Consider the following 25,810-nt stretch of genomic DNA (forward strand, 5'->3'; position numbering starts at 1 on the left):
TTCTATCGGCTCGATAAGACATATGGAAAAGACTTGGGATAGATCACCCGGCGCGGGAAAAACGCATCACCAGGGTCCGGCCTTCGTCGCGGGCGGCGACCGACCCGGCCAATTGGCGGATCAGGGGCAGGCCGCGTCCGTGCTTGGCCTCGGTTACCAGCGGGCGGTCGAGATAATATTCGGCATCAAAGCCAGGCCCGCGATCGCGCACCGCGACGCGCAGCCGACCCGAACGGCTGGGAGTGATCAGCAGATCGACCCGCTTGGCGGCCAGACGATTGTCGCGCAGCCGCTCCTCGATCTGGTCGAGATAGCGAACTAACCCCGACAGTGAATTGCGGGGCGCGCTGTCCATTTCCAGATTGCCGTGCAACAGCGCATTGGTCAGCGATTCCGACAGGCATAGCTCGATTTCGTGCCGCCTCGCTTCGTTTAGCGGGCCGAACCGCTCGATCACCGCTGCGGTGACCAATTGAGTGAGGTCAAGTTTCCAGGCGCTGGCGGTGGTCAGCGACAGAACCAATCCTCCGGCGCGGATCGCGGCGCGCAGACCGGAATCGATATCGTCCCACTGCATCGGTCCGGCTTCGAAGAAACCGCGATAAGGGGCAGACAGCCCCAGGGTGACGGCGTCTTCGGTGGCGGCGCCGACCAACAGGGCTCCGCCGGTTCCGGGAACCGTCCAAGCGGTGGCTTTGTCCAACAGATCGTTTGCGGGAAACTGCATCGCGCCCTCCTGATCGGTTCGGACGCGGTGCCGGTCCAAACCATAGGGCGACGATACCATCGGCCATGATTAAAGTATAGGGTAATTTGGCCATGAATATGATTTAGGTCATAGACAGAGGGGCGGTGTCGGGAGGCGACAGCGCGTGGGCAAGGGCGGCCAGCCGTCCGAACGGCGAGCCACCGAACGGAAGGTCGATCCGTCCGGCCCGGCGCAGCCCCTCGCGGCCAAAGCGGTCGCGGATCGCCTGGACCAGCCATACTTCGGCCTGGGCATGGCGGCGTTCAGCCCGTCCGGCACCTTGGTCGAGAAAGGCGGCATGGCGGTCGATCGCGGCGGCCAAAGCGGCGATCCCGTCGCGGGACGGGGCGGAAACCATCAGGACCGGGATGGTCCAGCCCGCGATGCGGTCGCTGGCCAGGGCCAGGGCGGCTTCGACATCGGCTCGGGCGCGCCCGGCTTCCTCTTCCATATCGGCTTTGGTCACCACCACCAGATCGGGGATTTCGGCGATCCCCGCTTTCATGAACTGGAGGGCGTCTCCCGAGCCGGGCTGGACGCAAAACAGTACGGAATCGGCAATCGCGGCGACGTCGGTTTCCGATTGGCCGACGCCGACGGTTTCGATCAAAACGATGTCGAACAGCGCCCGCATCAGCACCATCGCCGCGACGGTCAGCTCGGCCAGTCCGCCCAGACGGTCGCGGGCGGCCATCGAGCGGACGAACACGTCCTGGTCCTCGGGGTCGGTGGCAAGCCGGGTGCGGTCGCCCAGCAGCGCGCCGCCCGAGCGGCGCGACGACGGATCGACGGCAATGCAGCCGACGCGGCGGCCCGAAGCACGCCACTCGGCAATCAACGCGTTCATCAAAGTGGATTTGCCGACGCCGGGCGGGCCGGTCATGCCGACGACATGGGCCTGGGCGGCGGCATGGGCGGATTCGAGCAGGGACAGAACGGCAGGATCGTCGGGGGCGCTTTCAATCGTCGAAAGCGCCCGGGCGAGCGCCGCTTTGCCGCCCGCCCGGATCGTTGCCAGATCCATCCGGCCCGCCACCCGCGATCAGACTTGCTGGATCGCCGACAGCAGCCAGCTGCCGCCGGAGGTGGGACGGGCAAAGGTCCACAACTCGGCATGGGTGACCGGACTGGTGCGGCTGCCCGAGACCAAGGCTCCGGTGTCGGTGCGAACCATGTAATCGAGGCAATCGAACACCAGGCGAGCGGTGACGTACTGGGACTTGTCCTCGCGCCAGCTTTCGACGACGTCGCCTTCACGCAGCGTGACCTGCTCAACCCGGTTGACCAGACCCTCGGCGGCATTCTGGCCAAGATCCTGGGCCAGGAAGGTTACCATTTCCGGGGTCGCCCAGGCGCGCAGCGCGGCGGGGTCGGCGGCGCTCCACGATTGCTGGACACCTTGCAAGATGTTGGTGAAATCGTTCTGGTCGGCCTCGGTCGGCTCGAATTCGCGCTGGACCCGCTGCGGCGCGGCCTGCGGCGGAACCGAAGACAGACCCTGCGGCTCGAAATGCGGCTCGACCGCCGTGCGCGGCGCGGCATAGGGATTATCCGATACGCGCGGATCGTTCCCATAGGGGTTGAGCGTGGCGCGCGGCGCGGCGGCATAGGGGTTGGGTCCGGCCGGGGCGCGGCCGCGGAACAGCTTGAACGCGAGCCAGACCAAACCGCCGATCAGGGCGATCTGGACCAGCAGGCCCAGGATGCTGGCCCCAGGAGCGGCGTCGGAGGCGGCGGCCAGCGCCGGGGAATGGCCGAACAGCATGCTGCCGATACCGGCACCGACCAAACCGCCGGCCATTCCGGCCATGAAGGGATTGCGTTGGAAGAAACCGGGCTGGGCGGCGGCGGGCGTCGCCATGCCGACCGCACCGGCCATCGCCGGGGTGCGCATGCCCGGTTGCTGCAATCCGGGCTGAAGCGGCTGGGCATCGACATTACCGGGGCGCGGCGCGACCGAGGGCGGCGGCGGCGGGGTGGTGACGCGGGGCGAAGGCGAGGAGGGGAGGGACAGGGTCCGTTCCATCGGCGCGTCGGAGGTGCGCGACCCGCGCGACCCGAAGCTGCTGCCGCTGCTGGATTTCGAGGTGCTGCCCGCCTTGGCGAGCGCATCGGCGGTTCCGGTCAGCACCAGGGTAAGGGCGACCAGAACGGGAAAGAGATACTTCCTCATGACGATCCTTCGCGGATGTTAAACGCGCTGACGCATTAGGTAAGCGCGAATCTGCGGATTGCAAATCCCGAATGCGGCGATCAGCCGCCGTCGGGTCCGCCCTGAACCCGGCTGGCCAGCGACGCGGCCATGAACAGGTCGAGGTCGCCGTCGAGGACGCCCTGGGTGTCCGAGGTCTCGACGTTGGTGCGCAGATCCTTGACCATCTGATAGGGCTGAAGAACGTAAGAGCGGATCTGATGGCCCCAGCCGATCTCGGTCTTCTGGTCCTCCAACGCCTGGGCGGCGGCTTCGCGCTTCTGCAATTCGGCTTCGTAGAGGCGGGCGCGCAGCATTTCCCAGGCGCGGGCGCGGTTCTGGTGCTGCGACCGCTCCATCTGACAGGCGGCGACGATGCCGGTGGGGACGTGAGTGATGCGGACCGCCGAATCGGTCTTGTTGACGTGCTGACCGCCCGCGCCCGAGGCGCGATAGGTGTCGATGCGGCAGTCGCTTTCGTTGACCTGGATATCAATGGTTTCGTCGATCACCGGATAGACCCACACCGAAGAAAAGCTGGTGTGGCGGCGGGCGGCGCTGTCATAGGGCGAAATCCGCACCAGACGGTGCACGCCGCTTTCGGTCTTCAGCCAGCCATAGGCGTTGTGCCCGGCGACGCGGACGGTGGCGGATTTGATCCCGGCCTGTTCGCCCGGGCTTTCTTCCAGCCAATCGACCTTATAACCGTGCTGCTCGGCCCAGCGGGTGTACATCCGCAGCAGCATCTCGGCCCAATCCTGGGATTCGGTGCCGCCAGCGCCAGCGTTGATTTCGATGTAGCAATCGTTGCGGTCGGCCTCGCCAGACAGCAGCGTCTCCAGCTCCATCTTGCGGGCGCGGTCCTTCAGCGCGCGGACCTGAGATTCGGCGTCGTCGATTACGGTCTGATCGCCCTCGATCTCGCCGAGTTCGATCAGCTCGATCAGATCGGCCAGTTCGCGTTCGCTGGCGCGACACCCCTGGATCGCCGTGTCGAGATCGGTGCGTTCGCGCATGATCTGCTGTGCCCGCGCGGCGTCGTTCCACAATTCGGGGTTTTCCGAGGCGGCGTTCAGCTCGTCCAGCCGCATCAACGCCTCGTCCCAATTGAGGTGGCGCTTCAGCAGCGCGACGGAGCGCCGGATATCCTGGGCGAGCGATTCGATTTCTGCCCGCATGGCTGATCCTCTCGACGGAATTGAGCCGCCCTTTTTAGGCAAGTCGGGAGAGGATGGCAACCCCGCCTTCGCATCGGCGGCGGTGATCAGAAGAAGAAGTCGTCGATGTCGGAATCCCCCGAAGCCGCAGTCGCGGGCGGCGGGGCCGACAGCGCGTCGCCATCGGCGAAAATGTCGTGGATAATCCGCTCGCTCGACATCGTGTAATGCTGTCCCAGCATCCGCTGAATGTCTTCGCGCACCAGCGCCGGATCGACTCCGTCGGGGGCGGCCTGACGGCCCAGATCGGTGAGGCGCAGGACCAGGGCGCCGATTCCCTTTTCCAGACTTTGTTCGAGGTCGAAGCTGCCGGTCGCTTCGGTCAACAGCCGCGACACCCGGTCGCAGGCGGTCATCAAATCGTTCAGCGTCCGGTCGAGCAGACTGCTGATCGTCCGCATTGCCCGGGTCGATTCGGCGATATTGGCCGCCAGCGCCGCCGCCGTCGCATGCTCGCGCTCGGAGCGCTCCGCCAGCGCCTGCGCCTCGTCGGTGGCGGCGTCGATCGCGGTCGCGATCAGCCGCGAGATTTCCTCGGTCCGGCGCGAGCAGGCGCGCAATTCCTGCGCAACTACCCCCAGAGCGTGGCCCGAGCTGCCTAGTCGGGTGCATTTCAGGGTGGCATTCAGCCCCATGATCCGCAAATCGGCGTCGATCGAGCGCAAGGCCGACAGATCCTTGGCGATCAGGCCGAACACCTCGGACACCTGATGGATCAGCATCCGCACCCGTTCGTCGGCCTGGCAGTAATTGTCGAGCAGCACGGCGGCGCGTTCGATGTCGGTGGCGACCGCCTCGATGAAGCTGTTATCGCCATCGTCGCCGCCGAACAGCGTTTGCGCTTCGGCCAGGATCGTCGATGCCTCGGCACCGAGCGCGGTCAGATTGCTTTTCAGGTCACGGATCGCCTGGGAGAAATCGGCGACCGCCCGCTCCATCTGTTGGGCCTGCAAGGTGCAGACTGCGGCGAAAATCCGCCGTTTGCGCTCGTCGTCAAGGGTATAGAGCCAGTCGCTTTCCTTGCCCGATGGCGGGGTGGTCAGTCCGTGCATCAGCGCCAGGGCCGAGCGGACATGTTCAAGCCTCTGGCTGGTCAGGTCGTTGATCTGGAGCGCGGAAATCGACCGCGACACCCGTTCGGCGATGGTGCCGGTGCGCTGTTCGATCCCGGGCAAAGCGCGCCGGACCGTCTCGCGCCGGGCGGCCAGTTCGGTCAATTGACCGCCCAGCCGGGTGCCGATCGATTCCAGTTCGATCGCATCGCCGCGCTGGAACGTGTCCGAAGCCTGGCGGGCCGAGGCCATCGCCATCGACAACGAGCCAAGCTGGCCCGACGCGCGTTTGATGGTGTCGTCGGCCAGTTGTTGCAGCCGGTCGATATCCTTGGTGAAGACGGTGAAATCGATTCCTTGGGCGTTGACCTGGGCGGCGTGAATCTTGGCGTTGATGCCGAGCGCCGAAATCTCCGAGATGATCTTGGCCAGGGTGGCGAGCGGCTTGGCCACCGCGCTGGTCCGCTGGTCGAGATGGCAGAGGCTGGCGGCGATTGCACGCGTTTCGGCCGAAATCGACAAGATGTCGCCGCGGGCCGAAGCGATCATCTCCTCGGCATGATTGCCGTCGCCGCTGTCGAGCATTTCGGACAAAGCGTGGAACTGGCCGCTTCCATTCGAGAGGGTGGTGCGGGCCGAGGCCAAGGCGTCGCCCAGGGTCACGAATGCCGCTTCGTTCGGCGCGGCCAGTTGTCCCAGGTCCGCATTCAGACCGTCGATCCCGCGCAGGATGTCGGCCAGGGCGACGGGCTCTGTCGGCGCAACGACGCTATCCAATGTCGTGTTCCTGAGACCGGGCGAGGCCGACCGGATCGTTGCCAGCGCGGCCGATTTCTCGGGCGATCTGGTTCAACGGGAGAATCTTCGCCGCCGCGCCACGGGCGATCGCTTCCTTAGGCATCCCGAAAACGATGCAGCTTTCCTCGTTCTGGGCGACGGTATAGGCACCGGCATTGCGCATTTCCAGCAATCCATTGGCTCCATCGTCTCCCATGCCCGTCATGATGATACCAACCGCATTGCCTCCGGCGCAATGGGCGGCAGACCGGAACAGGACGTCAACCGAGGGACGGTGGCGCGACACCAGCGGTCCGTCCTTGATCGCGACGTGATAGCGAGCACCGCTGCGTTGCAGCAAGGCGTGGCGGTTGCCCGGCGCGATCAGCACCCGCCCGCGCAGCATCGCATCGCCGTCCTGCGCTTCTTTGACCGTGACCTCGCACAGGCTATCGAGGCGGCGGGCAAAGGCGGCGGTGAAGCTTTCGGGCATATGCTGGACGATCACGATCGCCGGACTGTCGGCGGGAAGCTCCTCTAAGACCTCGCGCAGGGCCTCGGTGCCGCCGGTCGAGGCCCCGATGCAGATTACCTTTTCCGTCGTCCGCGCCATCGCTCCGCCGGTCGGAGCATGGGGCGCGGGCATCATCGCGTCGGCGGTCAGCTTGGGGGCGTGCGTGCGGGTATGGGACGGCGCGGACGGGCGGGCTCGACCCACCAGACGGCATTGCGCCGCCGCCTTGACGGTGTCGCATATGCGGACATGGGCCTCCATCAGGAATTGCTTGGTGTCGATCCGGGGCTTCAGGATCACATCGACCGCGCCGGCTTCCAGCGCCTGCATCAGTGTTTCCGAGCCCTCCTCGGCCAGGGACGAGCACATCACCACCGGAATCGGATGCTGGCTCATGATCTTGCGCAGGAAGCTGATCCCATCCATCCGCGGCATCTCGACGTCAAGGGTGATGACGTCGGGAGTCTCCTGGGAAATCAGGCGAGCGGCGGCGAATGGATCGGCGGCGGCTCCCATCACCTCGATATCCGGGTCGGATTCCAAAATCCCTTTCAGGGTTTGGCGCACGGTGGCCGAATCATCGACGATCAAAACCCGGATCGGTTTGGCCATGAAGGCTAGCTCCGCATGAAGACGGCCGAGGTGACGTGGGTCAGCGGCAAACTTCCGCCCAGCACGGATTCGCTGTGCCCCACCATCAGATAGCCGCCGGGGCGCAAATGGCGGCACAGTTTCGACAATACGGTGTGTTGGGTCGCCTTGTCGAAGTAGATCAGGGCGTTGCGGCAGAAGATGATGTCCATATCGCAATCCATCGGAAAGTCGGCATCCATCAGATTGAGATGACCGAAATGGACCCGCTGGCGCAGATCGGGGACCAAACGGATCGTCGGCCGGGTGCGATCGCGCGAGCGGCGCAGATAGCGTTTGGCCAGATCGGGCGGAACGTCGCGGGCCATTTCTTCGGGGAAGATGCCCATCTTGGCCTTTTCCAGCACGTCGGTGCAGATGTCGGTGGCGAAGATGTCGAAACGGAAGTCGCGAACGGTGCGGGCATGTTCGCCCAGCACCATCGCCAGGGTATAGGGCTCGGCCCCGATCGAGCAGGCCGCGCTCCAGATCTTCAAGGGGCGGTCGCGTCCGGGACGGTGGGGCAGGGATTGCAGATGGGGAAGCGCCTTGGCGGTCAGAAAGCGGAAATGTTCGATCTCGCGGAAGAACTCGGTCTTGTTGGTGGTGACGGCGTCGATCAGTTCGACCATTTCCGCCCCTAACTGCCCTTCGTCGAACAGGCGGCGGCAATAATCGTCCAGGCTGGACAGGTCCAGCGCCCGCACCCGACGGCGCAGCCGCCCCTCGACCATCGTCTTTTTGACCGGGGGCATCCGGATGCCGCAATAATCCTGGATCAATTCGCCCAAGCGGCGGAAATCACGGTCGGACAGATGGTCGGTCGGGGGCTGATACGATTCCATCGGCAAATTCCTGATCACTCGCTCATGGTTGGGTCGAAATCGGACGGCATCAGAGCGGCGTCTTCGCTGGAGAACAGCCGCGACAGGTCAAAGACGATGACGAAAGCGCCGCCGGACCGGCCAATGGCGCGGATATAGTCCGAGCGCCAGCGCACGCCGACGTCGGGGGGCGGCTCCAAGTCGTGCTCGGCCAGCGAGGTCACCTCGATTACCCGGTCCGCGATCATCCCCATTGTGATCTGGCGGTTCCCCACCGGGACTTCAAGAACGACGATGCGGGTATGTTCGGTCGGCTCGACGGGAAGCAGGCCAAGCTTGGTCCGCAGGTCGATCACCGGAACGCCCTGGCCCCGTACATCGATCATTCCGGCGAGAAAGGGCGGGGCGTTGGGAACCCGCGAGACCGGACGCAGGTCAAGAATCTCGCGCACCTGCTCGACCTCGACCGCGAAGATTTCGCGATCGATCCCGATGGTGACGTATTGCACCCCGCTACGGGTGAGGGCGGTCTGTGTCATGTCGCATCCCCGAGAATGTGCCCGGAGAGCGGCACCTGCCGCTCTCCGTCCCGGCTATCGTCAGAACTGGACGTATCCGGAATCCAGGTCGTCGGCGCCCTTTCCGCTTTCCAGGTCGAGCTTCACCCCCCGTGGCTTGGCACCGCCGGGAGCGGTGAACTTGGCGCGGGGCGGCGTGGTTTTGGCCGCCGGGCGGGCCGGGGCGTGATGCGCCTGTTGACGAGTCGTCGGAGTCCGCCGTCCCCGCGACGAATCCTGCCCGTCGATGCTGAAGTAGGAGATGGTGTCCTGCAACTGCTCGGCCTGCGAGGCCAGTTCCTCGGACGTGGCGGCCATTTCCTCGGATGCGGCCGAGTTCTGCTGGGTCACCTTGTCGAGTTGCTGGATCGCCTGGTTGATCTGCTCGGCACCGATATCTTGTTCGCGGCAGGCCGCGCTGATCTCTTCGACCAGTTCGGCGGTTTTCTTGATGTCGGGAACCAGCTTCGACAGCATGTCGCCAGCCTCGCGGGCGACCTTGACCGAGTCGGACGACAGCGAACTGATTTCGGCTGCGGCACCCTGGCTGCGTTCGGCCAGCTTGCGGACTTCCGAGGCGACGACGGCAAAGCCCTTGCCGTGTTCCCCGGCGCGTGCCGCTTCGACCGCCGCATTCAGCGCCAGCAGGTCGGTTTGGCGGGCGATTTCCTGGACGATCGAAATCTTCTCGGCAATCGTTTGCATCGCCGACACCGTCTTGGTCACCGCGTCGCCGGACACCTGGGCATCCTTGGCTGACTGACGGGCGATTTTCTCGGTCTGGGTGGCGTTTTCGGCGTTCTGCTTGATGTTGGCGGCCATCTCTTCCATCGAGGCCGAGGCTTCCTCGGCGGCGGAGGCCTGCTCGGTCGAGCCCTGCGACAATTGCTCAGAGGCCGAGGACAGTTCCTGGCTGCCCGCGGCGACATTGTCGGCGGCGGTCATCGCATCGGATACAACGGCGCGCAGCTTTTCCAGCATCGTTTCCAGCGCGACCCCCAACCTATCCTTATCGGACAGGCGCTTGGCTTCGATCGCCAAGTTGCCCTTGGCGATTTCTCCGGCGACATGGGCGGTCGAGCGCAGGTTGGCGGTCATCGCGTTCAGGGCGGTGACCAGATCCTTGATCTCGTCATTGCTGCTGACCTCGATATTCTGGCCGAGATCGCCAACGGCGACGGCATTGGCCAGACCAACCGCCTTACCCAATCCGCGCGAGATCGAGATGGCGATGTAGAGCGCGGCTCCCACCGCGATCAGGATCGAGGCGACCACCAGGATCAGCAATTGGGTGCGCAGCGATTCATAGGTTTCGATCGAGGAATTCTTGGCCTGATCCATGAACTTGACTTGCAGTTCCGCCAGCTCGTTCAGGCTGCGTTCCAGTTGGATGAACAGTCTGCGGCTCTCGCCGGTGGTCAGGGCCTGGGCCTTGGACTCAGAATTGATCATGCTGAGTTCATTCATCTTGGCCGAAACGGATTCCCACATGGTCAGCTTTTCATTGACGACGTCGAGAACGCGGCGGTCCTCGTCGTTGACGCTGCGGCGCAGAATATCGAACAATTGACGGGCCAGGATGTTCTGTTCGCGGGCGCGGTTGACCAGGACCTCGGTTTCCTTGTCGTCCGAGGTCAGCATCGACTGGCGCAAATTGCCTTGGGCCGCGCGCAATTCGGTGGTGATCCGCCGCACCTGATGGGCGATGCGAAACTGGTCGGCGGTCGGCTGCCCCCCCCCCTCGACCCGTGCCAGCAGCGGTCCGAAGGAATCGATGATGCTAATCATCGCTTTGCGCCCGTCGCCGCCAGCCAATTCTGCGGCCTTGTCGTTCGAGCGTATTTTGGCAAGTTCTCGGATGTTGTTTTGAACGGTATAGTATTTATCGAGTATCTCGCGAGTTTCCGTAAAGCGTCGCCGACCTTCTTCGGAGGCTATTGCGAAATACTCTTCGCCAAATTTTTTAATTTTTTCTCGGGAATTGTCGATGTTGTTTGATACTCTTTGCCAATCATCAGCATCTTGGGCGAGGAGGAGGTTCTTTTCCTGGCGGATCAATTCGGTGGCGCTAATCTCGATCTGTTGGATCAGATATTGCCGTTTGACCGGACCGTTCACCAGATTGCTGAGGTTGGTATTAATGTCGGACAGGCCGTTGAGGGCCGAACTCGCGGCGACCACCAACAGCAGGATGACCACGCCGAATGCTGCGGCCAGTTTGACTTTGACGGAGATTCGCATGACCCAAACCCCTTTTGGATGATCTTTCGCGGAGGACGCGGTCAGTCAATGGTGAACAGGCGGACGATGTCGGGAATAACGATGAAGTCGGTGCCACGCTTGCCGATGCCCTTGATGAACTCGGCGCGCCATTTCATCCCGATATCGGGGGTGTTTTCGATCGAGGCCCGACCGATTTCGGTAACTTCGAACACTTTGTCGGCAAGAAGGCCGACCACGGTGGTCTCGCCTTCCAGGTCGATTTCGACCACCACCACCCTGGTGTCGAGGGTGGGCGGCGTGCGCTCCATGCCGAATTTCAGCCGCAGATCGGCCACCGGCACCACCTTGCCCCGCACGTTGATCAGGCCGCCGACGAATTCGCGCGCGCCCGGCACTTCGGTGACCGAGACCAGATCGAGGATTTCGTGAACGATGCTGGCATCAATCGCGAAGATTTCGCCGCCCAGACCTAGGGTCAGCGCCTCGAAATCGCTCGAATCGGCAATGGCGGGTGCCGTCATGACGCGCTCCTCTGCTGATCCAGGCCCTGACCGCTGGCGACCAGATGCGCGGTGTCGAGGATCAGGGCGACGGTGCCGTCGCCCAGGATCGTCGCGCCCGAGAAGCTGGCGACGTCGGTATGCAGCTTCGACAGCGATTTGATCACGGTCTGGTGATCGCCCAGAACCTGATCGACCACCAAGCCGATCCGACGCTCGCCCGCCGAGATGATCACCACCTTCTGATAGGGATCGGGCGGGCTGGTTGTCCCGAACATCTCGCGCAGGCGAATGAACGGCACCAATTCGTCGCGGATGTTGAGGAAGTTGCGCCCGTTGTGGCGTTCGTCCCCATTCGGCAGTTCGACACATTCCTCGACCGCCGACAGCGGCATCACAAAACGGCCCCGGCCGACCCGGACCAGCAATCCGTCGATGATCGCCAGCGTCAGCGGCAGGCTGAGAACGATGTCGGTGCCCTGGCCGGGAATGCTCGACACCTCAATGGTGCCGCGCAGGGAATCGATGGTGCGTTTGACGACATCCATCCCGACGCCGCGTCCGGACAGGCTGGTCACCGACTTCGCGGTCGAGAAGCCGGGGTGGAAGATCAGTTGGAACAATTCGGCGTCGGACAGCTTGGCTCCGGGCGGGATCAGATCCTGCTCTTCCGCCTTGGCGCGGATGCGGGAGCGGTCGAGGCCACGACCGTCGTCGCGGATCGAGATCTGCACCTGGGTTCCGGCATGGCGGGCCGACAGGTGAATTCGTCCCTGGGGCGGCTTGCCGGCCCGCATCCGTTCCTCGACCGGTTCCAGCCCGTGATCGAGGCTGTTGCGGACGATATGGACCAGCGGATCGTTGAGCCGCTCAATCACCGTCTTGTCGAGTTCGGTTTCCTCGCCGTCGGTGGTGAGGTGCACTTCCTTTTCAAGGTCGCGGGACAGATCGCGCACCAGCCGACGGAACCGCCCGAACAGCGATCCGATCGGCAGCATCCGGATCCCCATCGTCGTCTCGCGCAGCCCGTTGGCCAGCCGCTCGATTTCCTCGGCGATCGCCTTGATCTGAAGGTCGTCGCTGGTGGCGATCAATTGCTTCAGCCGGGCCTGGGCAATCACCAGTTCGCCGACCTGATCCATCAGATCGTCGAGCCGTTCCGCCGCCACCCGGATCGACGAGGTTGCGGCCGGGCTGGCCGCCTTGGCCGCTGCTCCCTCGGCGCGGAGGTGCTTCTGCTCCGCCAGGGCCGAGTGCAGCCGCTCTTCGCTAAGGGCTCCGTCCTGGACCAGCAATTCGCCCAATTTGGGCTGGCGGGCGGCAATATCCTCGATCGTCGCGGGATCGACGTCGCCGCGTTGGGAGAGAATCTCGCCCAGGCGGGGGTCGAGATCGGTCACCCGATCAATCGTCAGCTCCATACTGTCGCGAACGAAGATAAAGACGTCCTCGATCGCAGTTTCGGGCTGGTCGGTGGTCAACACAACATCCCAGGCAAGATAGCAGCCGCAGGGATCAATCTCCTCCAGCGGCGGCACCCCCTCGGTCAGGCAACTGATGGTGCACTCGCCCAACTCGCGGATTTCGTCGAGCAGCCGCAACGGGTTGGTCCCCATCGCCATCGCGTCCAGGGCGAGGCGGAAGCGGAAACGCCACGTCGTCATGGCGGCGGACGGGGCCGCCCGCTCCCGGTTGGCCGAGGACAAGGCGGGGCCGCCGCCATCTTCGCCGGTCAGTGCCGCGACCTGGGCCAGCAGACGCTCTCCCAGGGCCTGGTCGGCCTGGTCGGGGGCCTCGATCAGGGTGCGGATATGGTCGCGGGCGGCCAAGGCGACGCCGATCAGTGCCGAATTGGGGGCGATCACCCCCCGCCGGACCATGTCGAAGGCATTTTCCAGATGATGGGTGAAACCGGCCGCGGCCTCGAACCCGAACATTGCGCCCGACCCCTTGATCGTGTGGAGGGCGCGAAAGGCGGTGTCGAGCAGGTCGCGGTCGTCGGGGGCTTCTTCAAGGCTGAGCAGCGCCGTTTCCAGCTCGGCCAGCAGATCGGAGGCCTCCTCGCGGAACGCTTGGGTGGGATCGGCGCCGGCGGCCATCAGCCGAGGACCTTCTTGACCACGCCCAACAACTGGCTTTCCTGGAACGGTTTGACGATCCAGGCGGTGGCCCCGGCCGATTTGGCCTCGGCCTTCTTGGATTCGTCGGATTCCGTGGTCAGGAAGATGATCGGCACCCCCTTGTAGGTGGGTAGGGTGCGGAGCGCGCGGATCAGGCTCAGCCCGTCCATGTTGGGCATGTTGAGGTCGGTCAGCACCATGTTGACTCCGCCGCTTTGCGCCTTGGTCAGTGCGTCCTTGCCGTCGCAGGCCTCGATGACCTCATAGCCCGCCCCGGTCAGTGCCATCTTGACCATCAGACGCATGCTGGTGGAATCGTCGACGCACAGGATTGTCTTCGCCATCGCTATTTGCCTTCTGTCCGGAACTGGCTGTCCGTGGAGAGCGGGCTTCCGGTCAGTCCGGCCGCGAGCAGGGTCGCGGCCAATGGACCGTCCGCCGGGCTGGTTAGCCACAGCGAGAGCCCCCGACGCTCCGCGCTCAAGCGGGCGGCCAGGATCAGTTGAACGGTGCTGAGGTCGATCTCGGTCGCCTGGGAGAGGTCGATCACCACCGGCTGCGCCTGATCGAGTGCGGCGAGCAGGGTGTCGCGAATTTCCTCGGCTCGGGGGAGACAGAGCTCGCCCGAGCACGCCACGGTCACCGCGTCTTCGATTAGACTCATCGGCTCCCCCCTTGCGACCTCATACGGACTCTGTCCAATAGGCTGTTGGTGCGATTTGCCGATTAAACGGCCTGGAGCACTATGACATAATCCCTATAACTTTGGATTCAAGGCCTGATTTTCGTCAACCTCAGAATGAAGGTTATTACTTTTAATTATTTAGTAAAGTGTGAATTTTGGGCGAGATCTCCGAATGTACGTAAATATAGCAACATTCGATATCTTCGATTCATTTGCTGTTGGGTAAAATCAATCGAAAGATTATCCAAGGGTAATTTTTATAAAATTTTTCAAAACCTATGGTTGGGTGCTGCGTCTTTCGGTGGTCGTGCGCCATTCCTTGGGTGCCTTAGGCGATCAGCCGGAACAGATCCCTTGACGCCGGAGGGCGTATCGGTCAGCATGACGACATGATTATTCGCAACGCTTCCGTCCTGCTGCTGCTTAGTCGCCCGGTGTCGTAATTTCCGACGCCGGGATGATCTGCGTTTCAGGGTTTCTTTCGGAACGGTGCCTTTCATGTCTCCCTCTCGTAATTTCGGGTCCGCTCGTTTCCTCGCCGTCGTAACGACGAAGCCCCTGCTGCTGCGACTAGCCAGCGGTCGCCGGGCCTGACCTTGCGTGGCCGCCCGGCGGCCGTTGAACGCCGCTGCGCTTTTCACCCGATGAAACGATGACTAACGACAGGAGGACGAGGCCATGATGCCCGTCGCCAAGGACAAATACCGCCCGTATCCCGCTCTCCGTCCCGCCGCCCGCCGCTGGCCCGACGCCTCCATCACCGAACCGCCGATCTGGTGCAGCGTCGATTTGCGCGACGGCAATCAGGCGCTGATCGACCCGATGGGGTCCGACCGCAAGATGCAGATGTGGAAGGCCCTGGTCGCGATGGGCTTCAAGGAGATCGAGGTCGGTTTCCCCGCCGCGTCGCAGACCGATTACGATTTCATCCGGGTGCTGGTCGAAGGCGGCCATATCCCCGACGACGTCACCATCCAGGTGTTGGTCCAGTCCCGGCCCGAATTGATCACCCGCACCTTCGAAGCGTTGCGCGGCGCGCCGAAATGCGTCGTCCATCTCTATAACTCGACCTCGGAAGTACAGCGCCGGGTGGTGTTCGGCCTCGACCGCCAGGGTTGCATCGACCTTGCCTTGTCGGGAACCCGGATGATCCGCGACCTGTCGGCGGCGCGGCCCGAGGGCGAGGTCACCTTCCAATACTCGCCCGAGAGCTTCACCGGCACCGAGCCCGATTTCGCGATCGAGATCGTCGAGGCGGTCGCGAAGGAATGGGGAGCGACGCCCGCCCGCCGGATGATCTGTAACCTTCCCGCGACGGTCGAGATGTCGACCCCCAATCAATATGCCGATGTGATCGAATGGTTCTGCGACACCGTGTCGTGTCGCGATTCGCTGATCTTGTCGGTTCATCCCCACAACGATCGCGGCACCGGAGTCGCGGCGGCCGAGTTCGCGATGATGGCCGGAGCCGACCGGGTTGAAGGCACTCTGTTCGGCAATGGCGAGCGGACCGGCAACGTCGATATCGTGACCTTGGCGCTCAACATGTTCACCCAGGGCGTCGATCCCCGGCTCGATCTGTCCGATATCGACGCGGTCCGCCGCGTCGCCGAACATTGCACCGGGTTGCCGGTCCACCCCCGTCATCCCTATGCCGGCGATCTGGTCTACACCGCCTTTTCCGGGTCGCACCAGGACGCGATCAAGAAGGGATTCGCGGCGCGCCGTCATGGCAACGACCCGGTATGGGAAGTCCCCTACCTCCCGATCGACCCCGCCGATGTCGGGCGCAGCTACGAAGCGGTGATCCGCATCAACAGCCAGTCGGGCAAGGGCGGCATCGCCGCGGTGCTGGAGCGCGATTACGGGCTCGAATTGCCGCGTTCGCTTCAGGTCGAGTTCGCCCGGGTGGTCCAGGCCGTCGCCGACCGCGAGGGACGCGAACTGACTCCGGCCGAGATCATGGAGACTTTCACCGCAACCTATCTCCGTCCCGGTCGGCTGGAGTTGGTCGATTATTCGACCGTCGCGGCGGGCAAGGGCCATTCCCGCGCGATTACCGCGACCTTGCTCAAAGACGGTGAGGAAATGGTGATCCAGGGAGTCGGCGCCGGTCCGGTCGCGGCCTTTGTCCAGGCGCTCGAAAAGGGGTTGGGGCTGAAACTCTCTTTGAGCGATTATCATGAACACGCTGTTGGCAGCGGGGCCGACGCCCAGGCCGCCTGCTATGTCGAACTGGCCACTCCGGATGGGATCGGCATCCACGGGGCCGCTCTTGACGGAGGCATCACCATGGCATCGCTGCGGGCGGTGATCAGCGCGATCAACCGGACCTTGACCGCATGACCGAAGCCGAAACCGTTCGGGCAGCGCTGCATCTGGTCGAGTTGCTGGGGGTGGCGGTGTTCGCGGTGTCCGGGGCGCTGATGGCGGCCGAGAAGCGGATGGACCCGTTCGGGTTCGCCGTTCTCGGCACCGTCACCGCCATCGGCGGCGGGACGTTGCGCGATCTGGTGATCGGGGTTCAGCCGGTCTTTTGGGTCGGTCAGCCCGATTACCTGATCGTCAGCGTCCTGGTCTCGGTGGGGATGTTCTGGCTGGCCCGGCTGGTCGGACCGCTTCACCGTGCTTTGCTGTGGTCCGACGCGCTGGGGATGGCGTTGTTCACCGCGACGGGAACGCAAAAGGCCCTGGCCGTCGGGGCGCCCGCCGTGGTCGCCGTCGCAATGGGGGTGATGACCGCCGCGTTCGGCGGCATTCTCCGCGATGTTCTGGCTGGTGAAAAGCCGATGATGTTCCATAACGAGGTCTACGCCACCGCCGCCCTCGCCGGGGCGTCGGCCCAGGTCGCCCTGTTTTCGTTCGGAGCCAGTTCGGTCGCTTCGGCCTGGTTCGCCTTTCTGTTCACCTTCGCGGTGCGTGGCTGCGCCCTGGGCTTTGGCTGGCGGGTGCCGAGCTATGGCGACCTGCCCCGGCTGCGGCGGAAAAAATAGTCCTGTCCGCCGCGCGCCCGGTATCGGACTCGTTTATTCGATCCGGAAGCCGATCCGCAATCCGCCCCAATGGCGGCCCTTGACGACGATCGGGGCGGAAATGTCCTTCATCATCACAAAGGTGCCGCCGCCCATGTCGCGGCGATAGGTCTGGAGCAGGAATGGCGCGGTGTTCTGTCCGGCATGCAGCCCGGTGCGGTCGGTGAACATCCGCCGGTTGCGGCAATTGGCGTTGTTCCATACCGGGTCGGCCCCTTGCGGCTTCGAGACCTTGAGATTGTGGGTCGGGATATAGCCGTTGCGGTCGATCGCGACGCAAAAAGCGACGCGCGGGTCGAACCCCAGCACCGGTTCCTGCAAGGCGGGAAGAATTTCATCGGTGAGGCTGGTGACGCGGGTCAGCACCTGTTGCGGATTGGTGCCGTCGATCGGGCGGTAATCCTCGTCGAACAGATCGGCCAGATTGATCCGGCCCGACTCGATCGCCGTTTCGAAACTGTGGGCGACGGCGCGGGCGGTGGCCTGGGACAGTTCGATAAACGGGGTGTCGTCGGTGCGAAAGCCCGAGGCGGCAATGAAGCCCATCAGTTCTTCGGAATTGCCCAGCAGCGAGGCGATCCGTTCGTCGGCGCGGCGCAGGCTGTCGCTGGTCAGGGCGATGCCTTCGAAGAAGCGGTCGATCTCCTCGATCACCACGTTGCATTGCGTCAGCGAATCCGTCGCCGAGCGCGAGATGTCGCCGACCTTGCTATCGACGGTGCCGATTGCCTCGCCGAAGATGGCGACGGCGTGGTTGATGACGCCGACTCCGGCCCCGACCGAATCCGCCATCCGTAGCGTGCTGGTCGAGCTTTGGATCAGATCGGTGACCGATCCCGACAGCTTTTGCACCGTGTCGTCGATGCCGCCGGTCACGTCGGCGGTCTGACGGGCCAGACTTTTGACCTCGTTGGCGACGACGGCGAAGCCCTTGCCCGCTTCGCCCGCCCGCGCCGCCTCGATCGTCGCGTTCAACGCCAACAGGTTGGTCTGGCGGGTGATTTTCTGGATGTTGCGCGACATCGAACTGACATTGCCAAGAGCGCCTTCCAGCCCTTCCAGCCGTTCCTCGATCCCCTGGACCGAGGCAACCAGACTTTTGACGCCGGTCAGGGCCTGATCAATGGTGTGGAGGGAGTCGCCGGATTCCCGTCCGGCCCGCTCGGTGACCTCGCGCGCCTCGCGTCCGGCGGCGTCGATCTGGCCGATGGTTTCGACCATGGTGTGGGCGATGCCTTTCAGGTGGTCGAACAATTCCTTCTGATGGCTCACGAAGCGGGTCAGGCCGTCCATCGTTCCGGCGATGTCGGCGACTTCGAGGCTGAGGGTGTCAATTTTGCGCAAGACTTCGGCGGCGAAGATGTCCTTCGCCGGATTAGGGGCCTCGTCCTCCGTCCCAGCCTCCATTGGTGTCACTCCCTGATTTGGTTGTTGTTTCTGTGGCACGACGCCTCTAGCGGGCGTTTTGGCCTAGGGTCTTTGACTTAACGCTATTGCCCTGCCAACCGTCAATCCTCAGGCGAGGGCGGTGGAGAGTGAGCCGGGTCACGCGGGGACAAGTCGTCCGGGTCGGGATCGCGGCGGCGATTCTTGTCCGGATTGGAAAAGCGGAACCGCCCGGCCAGGATGCAGCCTTTCATGCCGGGGTCGCAGGGGCGATATCCCAGCCGCGAGCATTGCTCCTGGATTTCGTGGACACAGCCCCATCCGCTCATTGTTGCGCGTCCTCTGCAACCTGTTCGATCAGGGCCTCGATTTCGGTCAGGGCACGCAAGGCGGCCTCGGCCAGCGGGGGAAAGCTGCCATGATCGGACAGGCGTAACAGCAAGGCCCGCGATTGGAACAGGCCGGGCAGTGCCGCAGAGCGCATCGCCGGATCAAGCGCCTCGATCCGATGACGGGCGCGGGTTGGAATCCGCCGCACCAGCCCGAAACGGCGGCCCGACAGTCCCTTGAAGGCCATCACCGAGGCCAGCAGGTCGGGATTCTCTCCCGGCTCCAGCGTCTCGAACAGATATTCGATCAGGTCGATCTCGCCATGTTCGAGCGATAAAGCGGGCGCGTTTGGCTTTTGCCCGATCAAGACGAAGTCGGAAATCGTCGCCAATTGCCGCGACAGCGCCTCGCGGAACAAGCTCGGGTCGAGCAGACGCCATGCCTGGGCCGAGGCCAGCGGCAATCGTCCGCTTCGGCCGAAGCCCTGCGTCAGGGTCACCGCCACCGCCAGCGCAGCCCGGCTGGTGACGGGACCGCGTTGGGGCCAGCAGGCCCGCAACAGATCCTGGGCGAGGAAATCGTCGGACGGAATCGCCAGTAGCGCGTCCAGCGCGTCCTGACGATGGGGCAGATCCGCTGTTCCCACGCCGTCCGGAGTCACGGCGGCGATCCGGCGGAGCAACCCGTCGGTATCCTGGAGAACGGGGGCGGGGACGGCATCGGGTGGCGTTGCGGATTCGGCCGACGGCGCGGTCACCTCGGGCTCGGCGGGCCGGGAATCCTGAGTGCGCCAGATCGTCTGGACCTGGCGCAACAAAGCGGCGCTTTGCTCGTCGCGGGGGAGGTGACCGCCTCCATCCTCTTCCTCGGGGTGGAAATGCAATGCCCCGGTCTGCGACGGCCCGCCATGTCCGGTACGACGCCGCCCGAACAGCCGTTCCAGCATGCTGGGATGGCGGCGGTCGTGGAGGGGAAGATCGTCGGAGGTAAGAACCGCCGGAATCGGCGGGGGCGGACCGGGGGGAAGCTCCGGCTCGGCTTCCGCATCGGGCAGTCCGGCGAGAACCCGGTCGAGCAGGGCGGCGAACGCCTCGGGCGGCCGGATCGTTTCCTCCTCGGCGGGCGCGGGACCGTTTCGCGGCGACTCTTTGTCTTCCTGCATCCCTCCAGCCTAAGCCAAGGCGACGCCTGACGCTACAACCGATCAGAGCCGGACGCGGCTTCGACGGCGCGAGCCAGGGCGCAGAACCCTTCGACCGGAACCGTCTCCGCCCGCTGCGTGGGATCAAGACCGGCGGCGGCGATCAGTGCCTCGGCATCGCCCAGCGCCTTCAGACTGGAGCGCAGCATCTTGCGCCGCTGGCCGAAGGCGGCGGCGGTGACCCGCTCCATCGTTTCGAACCGGGCCGGAGCCAGCGGAGCGGGGCGGGGCACGATCTCGACAATTGTCGAGGTCACCGCAGGCGGCGGGGTAAAGGCGCGACGATCGACGTTGAACAGCGGCCGGACTTCGCACAGCCATTGAGTTATGACGGAGAGGCGGCCGTAATGCGACGATCCCGGCGCGGCGGCGAGGCGGTCGACCACCTCTTTCTGGAACATCAGGATCATCCGCTCGAACGCCTCGGCCCGGCGCAGCCACGCCAGCAACAGCACGGTCGAGATGTTGTAGGGCAGGTTGGCGACGATCCGGCGCGGGGTTTCGCCCAAGCTGGCCGTGTCGATCGCCAGCGCGTCGGCGGCGATGATCTCCAGCCGTCCGGGATAGGCGGCGGCGATCTCGTCCTGGATCGCGATGGCGCGGTCGTCGCGCTCGATCGCGATCACCTGACGCGCCCCGGCATCGAGCAGGGCGCGGGTCAGCCCACCCGGCCCGGGGCCGATCTCGATCACCGTGCCGACGGTCAAATCGCCCGCCGCCCGCGCGATCCGACCGGTCAGGTTGAGGTCGAACAGGAAATGCTGACCGAGCGACTTGCGCGCGTCCAGGCCGTGGCGGGCGATCACTTCGCGCAGAGGGGGGAGGAGATCAGACATTCAGACGGGCGCGGTTGGCGGCAATCTCGGCGGCGCTTTTCAGGGCGGCGATCAGGCTGTCGGCTCCGGCCCGGCCGCTTCCGGCCAGATCGAAGGCGGTGCCGTGATCGGGCGAGGTCCGCACCACCGGCAGGCCCAGGGTGACGTTGACGCCACGGTCGAAGCCGATCGTCTTCAGCGGAATCAGCGCCTGATCGTGATACATGCATAACGCGGCGTCATAGCCCCGTCTGGCCCGTTCGTGGAACAAGGTGTCGGCGGGCAGCGGGCCGATCGCGTCGATTCCGGCCTGACGCAGCCGTTCGACCGCCGGAGCGACGATGTCGATATCCTCGCGCCCCATTGTGCCGCCTTCGCCCGCATGGGGGTTCAACCCGGCCACCGCCAGACGCGGCGCGGCGATGCCGAAATCGCGCGTCAGCGCCCGGGCCGTCACCGTGGCCACGGCGACAATCGCCTCGGTGCTCAGCGTCGCGACCGCCTGGGCCAGCGAGATATGGATCGAGACCGGAACCACCCGCAGACCGGGGCAGGTCAGCATCATCACCTCACGCCCGCTTTGGGGGACGGCCAGCGCGGCGAGGAACTCGGTGTGACCGGGGAAGCGGAAGCCGCCCTGATACATCACCTTTTTGTGAATCGGGTTGGTGACGATGCCCGAGACCTCACCGGCCAGGGCCAGTTTTACCGCCCGCTCGATTGCGCCCGCGACGGCAACGGCGTTGGCGGAATTGGGAAAGCCCGGCTCGACCGGATGGGGCAGCGCGACCGGCAGCACCGGCAGCACCTGGGAGAACAGCTCGACGGCTTCGGCGGGCGAGGAGACGATGCGAATCGGTACGGCAAGCCCCAATCGCGTCGCCAGCTTGGCCAGTCGGTCCGGCGAGTCGAGCATTACGAACGGAGGAAGACCTTCGCCGCGGCGGGTCCAGGCGGCCAGGGCGATATCACCGCCGATACCGGCCGGTTCGCCCATCGTCAAAGCGAGGGGAGGAAGGGGATGAGTCATCGGTTTACAGCCTGAAATCGACAAAAGCGGCGCGACGCAGGTCGCGGATATGGCGGCGGGCCAGCAATTCGACCCGTTCGTCCTCGATCTGGCGGCGGACCTGACTGCGACTGGGCAGACCGGCGGTACCGCCACCCGAGCAGATCATGAAGACGGCCAGACCGTCGGGGGAATCGATCGGGGCGCTGGCCCGGCCGACCGGCAAGCCGCCGATCGCCTTGGCGATCTCGGGTGGCAGGGTCGCGGGACGGACATTTTCCATCCGGCCGGATTTGACCGAATTCATCTCGTTCGACAAATCCTCGATCGTGTCGCAATCCTTCGCCGTCGCGGTCATCGAGGTGGCTTTGGCGACCATCTGATCGCGCGGCGGGGCCTTGCCGCTGGGGGTGGGGAAGACAAGACGGAACAGCGTCATCATGTCGGGTTCGGTGTTGCCTCCGGTGATCCGGCGATCGACGACGAGAACGATGTTATAGCCGCCGGTGCCCCGGATCAGGCCGCTGACCTGTCCCTTGTCCAGGCGGCCGACCGGATCGCGCAAATCGTCGTCGAGCGAGGCCTCGCCGACCCAGCCCAGCATGCCGCCATTGCTGGCGCTGCTGCTTTGCGAGAACTGACGGGCCAGGGCCTGGAACGGCGCCCCCGCCTTGATCTGGTCGAGCAGGCGTTCGCCCAGACGGCGCGCCTCTTCCTCCTGGGCCGGGGAATCGACCGGCAGGACGATCTCGGCCAGCATGAATTCGGGGCGGCCGAATTGCTGACGGATGGTGTCGAGACGTTCGGTGATTTCCTCCTCGCCGACCCGGACGGTGGGCTGGAGCAGACGCCCCACCACCCGCATCCAGGCGATATCGGCGCGAATCTGCTCGCGGACGGCGTCGGTATCGACTCCGGCATTGCTCAACTGACCGAGTAGACCGCCCGGCTTCATCCGGTTCTGACGCTCGATTGCGGCGATGGCGCGGTTGAGATCCTCGGACCCGATCTGGATCTTGACCCGCCCGGCCTCCTGCATCTGCAAATGCTCGTCGATCATTTTGCGCATCACCTGGGGTAGCAGGCGGCGGCGATTTTCCAGCGAATCCTGGAGATTGGACACCACCAGCGCCAGCTTGACCCGTGCATCGAGATCGCGGACCGAAATGATGTCGTCATTGACGACAGCGGCGATGCGGTCGATCTCTTCGGCCCGGATCGGTGTGACCGCCGACAGCATCAGCCCGGCGATGACCAGGGCGACGAAACGAGCAAGCACCATTCCTGCGATCCCCTTTGACATCGATTGCCGCGACGGCCGGTTCATCAGAACAGACTGGTCGAGGTTTCACCCAGGGTCTTCAACACGATGGTCAACATCGCATCGTATCCCGAATTCACATCTTCTTGCGTGCTGAAATAACGGTTGAATCCGAAGATAATGGCGAAGCACTCGTCATTGTATCCTGTCTTCGACGTTACGCTCAGAATGCCGCCATTTTTCTCAAGGTCTTCGTTAAGCGCGAAGTAGGAGTGCCAGTATTGGCTGGCCTGGGTCGTCAATCCATAGGTTACGTATTGGCGGCGGGTATAGACGACACCGCTATCCGTGCCGTTGGACGACAGATAGCCGTAGCTGACCGACCCCTGAAGCGCGCGCGGCCCGACGGCCAGCGTCGCTTCGTTGCGTTTGATCTGGAGCGTGTCCTTGTCGAGCCGGATGCGGTCGCTGAGCGTGAGCAAGCCGGTCGGCACAATTTCCAGTCGGCCGAGATAGTCTGAGAACGAATCGGTAAAGCCGCTGCCTTCCTTGAAAGTGCTGTCGGCATGTTGGCGCCAGCCCTGCGCCACCTGGGCGCCGACCTTGCCGCCGACGCGGGGATAGGCCGTCCAGCGCAGGCCATAGCCGCCGCGCAGCCCGCCTTCGACCCGGTCGAGGCCGACCAGCCGGTTGGGCCGCAGCACGTTGGTCTCGTCCAACTCGAAATCGATCGAATCCTCGTTGGGGATGCGGCTGCTGTTGCCGCCGACCGGGCTGGCCGCCAGCATACCCACCGGTTCGATCACCTGGCTCATCGACGAACTGGTGCGGCTGAACGGATAGCTCCATTGCACCGAGGCGTCCGGGATGGCGCGCCCGGTAGTACCGCTGCCGCCAGTGGACAGACGGTTGGCGTTATAGCCGTCGCCGCGCAGACCGGTCGAGAGGGTGAAGATCTGTCCGTCCGGAGTGATCACCGGCAAGGTCCAGGCAGTCCGCTGCGACAGACGCTGCGCCTCGGTGCCGCGGGTGCGGGTATAGACCAGCAAGTCGCTGTCGGCGGTCCAATAGCTGCCGCCCCAGCCGGGCTGGCTGACCAGATGGTGAACCATATGCGGCAACACGACGGTCGATTTGTTGCCGTCGTCGATCACCTGCGGCCCCTGGAACGACATCGTTTCGGCCAAGGCATAGCTGCGTCGGCCAAAGCCCTCGACATAGGGGCTGGTCAGCAGCCAGGGGCGGTCGCTGTCCATCCGGACCTTGTACAAGGTCCGGTAGCTCTGGTCCGATTGATACTGGACTTGCCAGCCCGCCCGCCACGTTTCGTTAAGATCGACCACGCCCTTCGAATCGATATGGCCGCGGGTGTCGCCGCTGTTGCGGTCGGCGGTGATGCTGGCCCGGGTCCGCGCTTCGCTGCTGAAGCCGCGCCAGCGATGCTCGGCGGTCAGTTGGAGCTGCTGCATCGTGCTGGTCACGATGTCATCGGCGCCGTTGCCTTTGACCACTCCCTTGGCCTTCTCCAGCATGAAGCGGGGCGTCAGGGTCAAGTCTTCATGGTCCGACATCACGAAGAAATAAGGCGTCGTGACCGATGTCCCCAGCGTCGTGTTCGAGGTGAGCCCAGGGGCGAGGAAGCCCGATTTCCGCCGCACCGTCGGGTCGGGATGCGATAGATAGGGGGTATAGACCACCGGCAGTCCGGCCAGTTCGATCCAGGCGTTGCGATATTCGATCTGCGCTTCGGCCTGATTGTGGGTGATCCGTTCTGCCTTGGCCGCCCACAGCGGGGTACGGTCGGGATTGTTCCGGCACGGCTCGCAGGCGGTATAGGTGGCGTTGTCGAGGTCGAGCCGGTCGCCGCCGACCCGCTGTGCCGTCGCGGCCGTCATCCGCGAATTATCCGACAGGATCATCCGGATCTTGCGAGCGACGCCGTTCTTCAGATCGCCGGTCAGTTCGAAATAATCGGCGTGGGTCACTTCGCCGGTCGGTTCGGTCAACACCACGTTGCCCGACGCCCCCATCAGATCCTGCTTCAGGTTGTAGGTCAGGCTGTCGGCGGTGATGGTGCGGTTGGTCTGGATCATCACGACCCGGCCGCGGGCGGTGACGATGTCGTATTCGCGGTCGTAGGTGATCTGGTCGGCTTCGAGATTGACCGGTGGATTAGACCCGGCCTCGCGCTCCTGGGCCTTGATCATCGCGGTGGGGAGGATACGCGGCGGCCGCCGCATCGTCGCGACGGTTGGAGCCGACGGCGCGGCAGCCGTCTCTCGTGCGGGTTCGGCGCCGGTTCCTTCGTCCGGATTTAGGGTCGTTGCCGGTTCGGCGGCGGTGCGGCGCCGCGCGGGCGCGGGAACTGGCGTGGGCGCGGGTTCGCCCTCGTCCCATGCCTGTCCCCACGACCCGACCTCGGGATAGGAACTTTGCGCCTGCCGATAACTGGCCGGAGCCTCAGCCGGAGCAACCCGACTGACCGGCTGGGCGGGCTCGACCGAGGCGGCGACGGGGGCGGGCATGGGAGCCGACGTCGCCGCGTCGTCGCGGCGGGGCGGGGGTGCCCCCATCGGCATCGGATCGTCGTCGCCCCACGCCTGCCCCCACGATCCGACCTCGGTATAGGCCTGAGCGGACGACGGATCGGCATAGGCGACGCCGGTCAATGCCGTCGAGGAGGCAAGGAGGGCGAGCAGCAATTGGGGGCGCGGAACGGTCACGAATGTCTCTGCCGG

22 protein-coding genes are annotated in these 25,810 nt (G+C 64.5%); 2 read left to right on the plus strand and 20 right to left on the minus strand.

All coding sequences use genetic code 11. The features are described 5' to 3' along the window. Positions 1-43 precede the first annotated feature (43 nt). The 13 genes from BLW40_RS04955 to BLW40_RS05015 form a co-directional block, all read right to left on the minus strand. Positions 44-727 carry an ATP-binding protein gene (locus tag BLW40_RS04955; protein WP_170834526.1) on the minus strand — a complete coding sequence of 228 codons (684 nt, stop codon included), beginning with the start codon at positions 725-727 and terminating at the stop codon, positions 44-46. A 103-nt stretch (positions 728-830) separates the two neighbouring features. Further along, entirely contained in the window at positions 831-1,772 is a 942-nt protein-coding gene (gene meaB / locus BLW40_RS04960; RefSeq protein WP_074766139.1) for a methylmalonyl Co-A mutase-associated GTPase MeaB, read from the minus strand. 18 nt (positions 1,773-1,790) lie between these two features. Then, a complete protein-coding gene (locus BLW40_RS04965; RefSeq protein WP_074766141.1) occupies positions 1,791-2,921 on the minus strand; it encodes a TIM44-like domain-containing protein in 1,131 nt (376 codons plus the stop codon). Between the two features lie 80 nt (positions 2,922-3,001). Then, on the minus strand, positions 3,002-4,117 hold the full coding sequence (gene prfB / locus BLW40_RS04970; RefSeq protein ID WP_074766143.1) for a peptide chain release factor 2: 1,116 nt from the start codon (positions 4,115-4,117) through the stop codon (positions 3,002-3,004). Positions 4,118-4,203: 86 nt separating this feature from the next. After that, positions 4,204-5,985 (minus strand): methyl-accepting chemotaxis protein, encoded by a 1,782-nt coding sequence (locus tag BLW40_RS04975; RefSeq protein WP_074766145.1) that lies wholly within the window; start codon positions 5,983-5,985, stop codon positions 4,204-4,206. Further along, complete coding sequence (locus BLW40_RS04980; protein ID WP_074766147.1) at positions 5,978-7,111, minus strand: protein-glutamate methylesterase/protein-glutamine glutaminase; 1,134 nt, start codon at positions 7,109-7,111, stop codon at positions 5,978-5,980. Before BLW40_RS04980 ends, BLW40_RS04975 begins: the two co-directional genes overlap by 8 nt. 5 nt (positions 7,112-7,116) lie before the next feature. Next, complete coding sequence (locus tag BLW40_RS04985) at positions 7,117-7,974, minus strand: CheR family methyltransferase (protein ID WP_074766373.1); 858 nt, start codon at positions 7,972-7,974, stop codon at positions 7,117-7,119. Between the two features lie 14 nt (positions 7,975-7,988). Next, positions 7,989-8,492 (minus strand): chemotaxis protein CheW, encoded by a 504-nt coding sequence (locus tag BLW40_RS04990; RefSeq protein ID WP_074766149.1) that lies wholly within the window; start codon positions 8,490-8,492, stop codon positions 7,989-7,991. Positions 8,493-8,552: 60 nt separating this feature from the next. Next, the gene (locus tag BLW40_RS04995) at positions 8,553-10,751 is read right to left on the minus strand and encodes a HAMP domain-containing methyl-accepting chemotaxis protein (RefSeq protein ID WP_074766151.1); all 2,199 of its coding nucleotides are present in this window, start codon (positions 10,749-10,751) and stop codon (positions 8,553-8,555) included. Between the two features lie 41 nt (positions 10,752-10,792). After that, positions 10,793-11,254, minus strand: coding sequence for a chemotaxis protein CheW (locus tag BLW40_RS05000; protein WP_074766153.1), 462 nt, complete (start codon positions 11,252-11,254; stop codon positions 10,793-10,795). Beyond that, positions 11,251-13,332, minus strand: a complete 2,082-nt coding sequence (locus BLW40_RS05005) for a chemotaxis protein CheA (RefSeq protein ID WP_074766155.1) — start codon at positions 13,330-13,332, stop codon at positions 11,251-11,253. Before BLW40_RS05005 ends, BLW40_RS05000 begins: the two co-directional genes overlap by 4 nt. Further along, complete coding sequence (locus tag BLW40_RS05010) at positions 13,332-13,697, minus strand: response regulator (RefSeq protein WP_074766157.1); 366 nt, start codon at positions 13,695-13,697, stop codon at positions 13,332-13,334. The genes BLW40_RS05005 and BLW40_RS05010 overlap by 1 nt, the downstream gene beginning before the upstream one ends. A gap of 2 nt (positions 13,698-13,699) precedes the next feature. After that, positions 13,700-14,017: an STAS domain-containing protein gene (locus BLW40_RS05015; protein WP_074766159.1), complete on the minus strand. Its 318-nt coding sequence runs from the start codon at positions 14,015-14,017 to the stop codon at positions 13,700-13,702. Positions 14,018-14,716: 699 nt separating this feature from the next. Here BLW40_RS05015 and leuA point away from each other — a divergent pair. Then, complete coding sequence (leuA, locus tag BLW40_RS05020) at positions 14,717-16,384, plus strand: 2-isopropylmalate synthase (protein WP_074766161.1); 1,668 nt, start codon at positions 14,717-14,719, stop codon at positions 16,382-16,384. Further along, a complete protein-coding gene (locus tag BLW40_RS05025; RefSeq protein WP_074766163.1) occupies positions 16,381-17,031 on the plus strand; it encodes a trimeric intracellular cation channel family protein in 651 nt (216 codons plus the stop codon). Before leuA ends, BLW40_RS05025 begins: the two co-directional genes overlap by 4 nt. Before the next feature lie 33 nt (positions 17,032-17,064). Here the strand turns inward: BLW40_RS05025 and BLW40_RS05030 are convergent, their stop codons facing one another. The 7 genes from BLW40_RS05030 to BLW40_RS05060 all read right to left on the minus strand — a co-directional run bounded on the left by BLW40_RS05030 (position 17,065) and on the right by BLW40_RS05060 (position 25,795). Further along, positions 17,065-18,477, minus strand: a complete 1,413-nt coding sequence (locus BLW40_RS05030) for a methyl-accepting chemotaxis protein (protein ID WP_074766166.1) — start codon at positions 18,475-18,477, stop codon at positions 17,065-17,067. A gap of 101 nt (positions 18,478-18,578) precedes the next feature. Beyond that, the gene (locus BLW40_RS05035) at positions 18,579-18,785 is read right to left on the minus strand and encodes a hypothetical protein (RefSeq protein ID WP_074766168.1); all 207 of its coding nucleotides are present in this window, start codon (positions 18,783-18,785) and stop codon (positions 18,579-18,581) included. Beyond that, positions 18,782-19,948, minus strand: a complete 1,167-nt coding sequence (locus BLW40_RS05040; RefSeq protein WP_074766170.1) for a hypothetical protein — start codon at positions 19,946-19,948, stop codon at positions 18,782-18,784. The genes BLW40_RS05035 and BLW40_RS05040 overlap by 4 nt, the downstream gene beginning before the upstream one ends. Before the next feature lie 32 nt (positions 19,949-19,980). Continuing rightward, positions 19,981-20,823 (minus strand): 16S rRNA (adenine(1518)-N(6)/adenine(1519)-N(6))-dimethyltransferase RsmA, encoded by an 843-nt coding sequence (gene rsmA / locus BLW40_RS05045; RefSeq protein ID WP_074766173.1) that lies wholly within the window; start codon positions 20,821-20,823, stop codon positions 19,981-19,983. Beyond that, positions 20,816-21,832 carry a 4-hydroxythreonine-4-phosphate dehydrogenase PdxA gene (gene pdxA, locus BLW40_RS05050; RefSeq protein ID WP_074766175.1) on the minus strand — a complete coding sequence of 339 codons (1,017 nt, stop codon included), beginning with the start codon at positions 21,830-21,832 and terminating at the stop codon, positions 20,816-20,818. The genes rsmA and pdxA overlap by 8 nt, the downstream gene beginning before the upstream one ends. 4 nt (positions 21,833-21,836) lie before the next feature. Beyond that, positions 21,837-23,138, minus strand: a complete 1,302-nt coding sequence (locus tag BLW40_RS05055; RefSeq protein WP_342027652.1) for a peptidylprolyl isomerase — start codon at positions 23,136-23,138, stop codon at positions 21,837-21,839. After that, a complete protein-coding gene (locus BLW40_RS05060) occupies positions 23,138-25,795 on the minus strand; it encodes an LPS assembly protein LptD (protein WP_074766177.1) in 2,658 nt (885 codons plus the stop codon). Before BLW40_RS05060 ends, BLW40_RS05055 begins: the two co-directional genes overlap by 1 nt. Positions 25,796-25,810: the final 15 nt, after the last annotated feature.

The sequence above is a fragment of the Magnetospirillum fulvum genome (assembly GCF_900108475.1).
In the GTDB taxonomy this organism is placed as follows: Bacteria; Pseudomonadota; Alphaproteobacteria; order Rhodospirillales; family Magnetospirillaceae; genus Phaeospirillum; species Phaeospirillum fulvum_A.

What these genes read in the sequence shown, in the direction of transcription:
- meaB (WP_074766139.1), bottom strand. Translation starts at nt 1,772, where the DNA reads ATGGATCTGGCAACGATCCGGGCGGGCGGCAAAGCGGCGCTCGCCCGG.
- BLW40_RS04990 (WP_074766149.1), bottom strand. Translation starts at nt 8,492, where the DNA reads ATGACACAGACCGCCCTCACCCGTAGCGGGGTGCAATACGTCACCATC.
- BLW40_RS05040 (WP_074766170.1), bottom strand. Translation starts at nt 19,948, where the DNA reads ATGCAGGAAGACAAAGAGTCGCCGCGAAACGGTCCCGCGCCCGCCGAG.
- BLW40_RS04985 (WP_074766373.1), bottom strand. Translation starts at nt 7,974, where the DNA reads ATGGAATCGTATCAGCCCCCGACCGACCATCTGTCCGACCGTGATTTC.
- pdxA (WP_074766175.1), bottom strand. Translation starts at nt 21,832, where the DNA reads ATGACTCATCCCCTTCCTCCCCTCGCTTTGACGATGGGCGAACCGGCC.
- BLW40_RS05000 (WP_074766153.1), bottom strand. Translation starts at nt 11,254, where the DNA reads ATGACGGCACCCGCCATTGCCGATTCGAGCGATTTCGAGGCGCTGACC.
- BLW40_RS05005 (WP_074766155.1), bottom strand. Translation starts at nt 13,332, where the DNA reads ATGGCCGCCGGCGCCGATCCCACCCAAGCGTTCCGCGAGGAGGCCTCC.
- BLW40_RS04995 (WP_074766151.1), bottom strand. Translation starts at nt 10,751, where the DNA reads ATGCGAATCTCCGTCAAAGTCAAACTGGCCGCAGCATTCGGCGTGGTC.
- BLW40_RS05055 (WP_342027652.1), bottom strand. Translation starts at nt 23,138, where the DNA reads ATGAACCGGCCGTCGCGGCAATCGATGTCAAAGGGGATCGCAGGAATG.
- prfB (WP_074766143.1), bottom strand. Translation starts at nt 4,117, where the DNA reads ATGCGGGCAGAAATCGAATCGCTCGCCCAGGATATCCGGCGCTCCGTC.
- BLW40_RS05035 (WP_074766168.1), bottom strand. Translation starts at nt 18,785, where the DNA reads ATGAGCGGATGGGGCTGTGTCCACGAAATCCAGGAGCAATGCTCGCGG.
- leuA (WP_074766161.1), top strand. Translation starts at nt 14,717, where the DNA reads ATGATGCCCGTCGCCAAGGACAAATACCGCCCGTATCCCGCTCTCCGT.
- rsmA (WP_074766173.1), bottom strand. Translation starts at nt 20,823, where the DNA reads ATGTCTGATCTCCTCCCCCCTCTGCGCGAAGTGATCGCCCGCCACGGC.
- BLW40_RS05015 (WP_074766159.1), bottom strand. Translation starts at nt 14,017, where the DNA reads ATGAGTCTAATCGAAGACGCGGTGACCGTGGCGTGCTCGGGCGAGCTC.
- BLW40_RS04965 (WP_074766141.1), bottom strand. Translation starts at nt 2,921, where the DNA reads ATGAGGAAGTATCTCTTTCCCGTTCTGGTCGCCCTTACCCTGGTGCTG.
- BLW40_RS04980 (WP_074766147.1), bottom strand. Translation starts at nt 7,111, where the DNA reads ATGGCCAAACCGATCCGGGTTTTGATCGTCGATGATTCGGCCACCGTG.
- BLW40_RS05010 (WP_074766157.1), bottom strand. Translation starts at nt 13,697, where the DNA reads ATGGCGAAGACAATCCTGTGCGTCGACGATTCCACCAGCATGCGTCTG.
- BLW40_RS05025 (WP_074766163.1), top strand. Translation starts at nt 16,381, where the DNA reads ATGACCGAAGCCGAAACCGTTCGGGCAGCGCTGCATCTGGTCGAGTTG.
- BLW40_RS05030 (WP_074766166.1), bottom strand. Translation starts at nt 18,477, where the DNA reads ATGGAGGCTGGGACGGAGGACGAGGCCCCTAATCCGGCGAAGGACATC.
- BLW40_RS04955 (WP_170834526.1), bottom strand. Translation starts at nt 727, where the DNA reads ATGCAGTTTCCCGCAAACGATCTGTTGGACAAAGCCACCGCTTGGACG.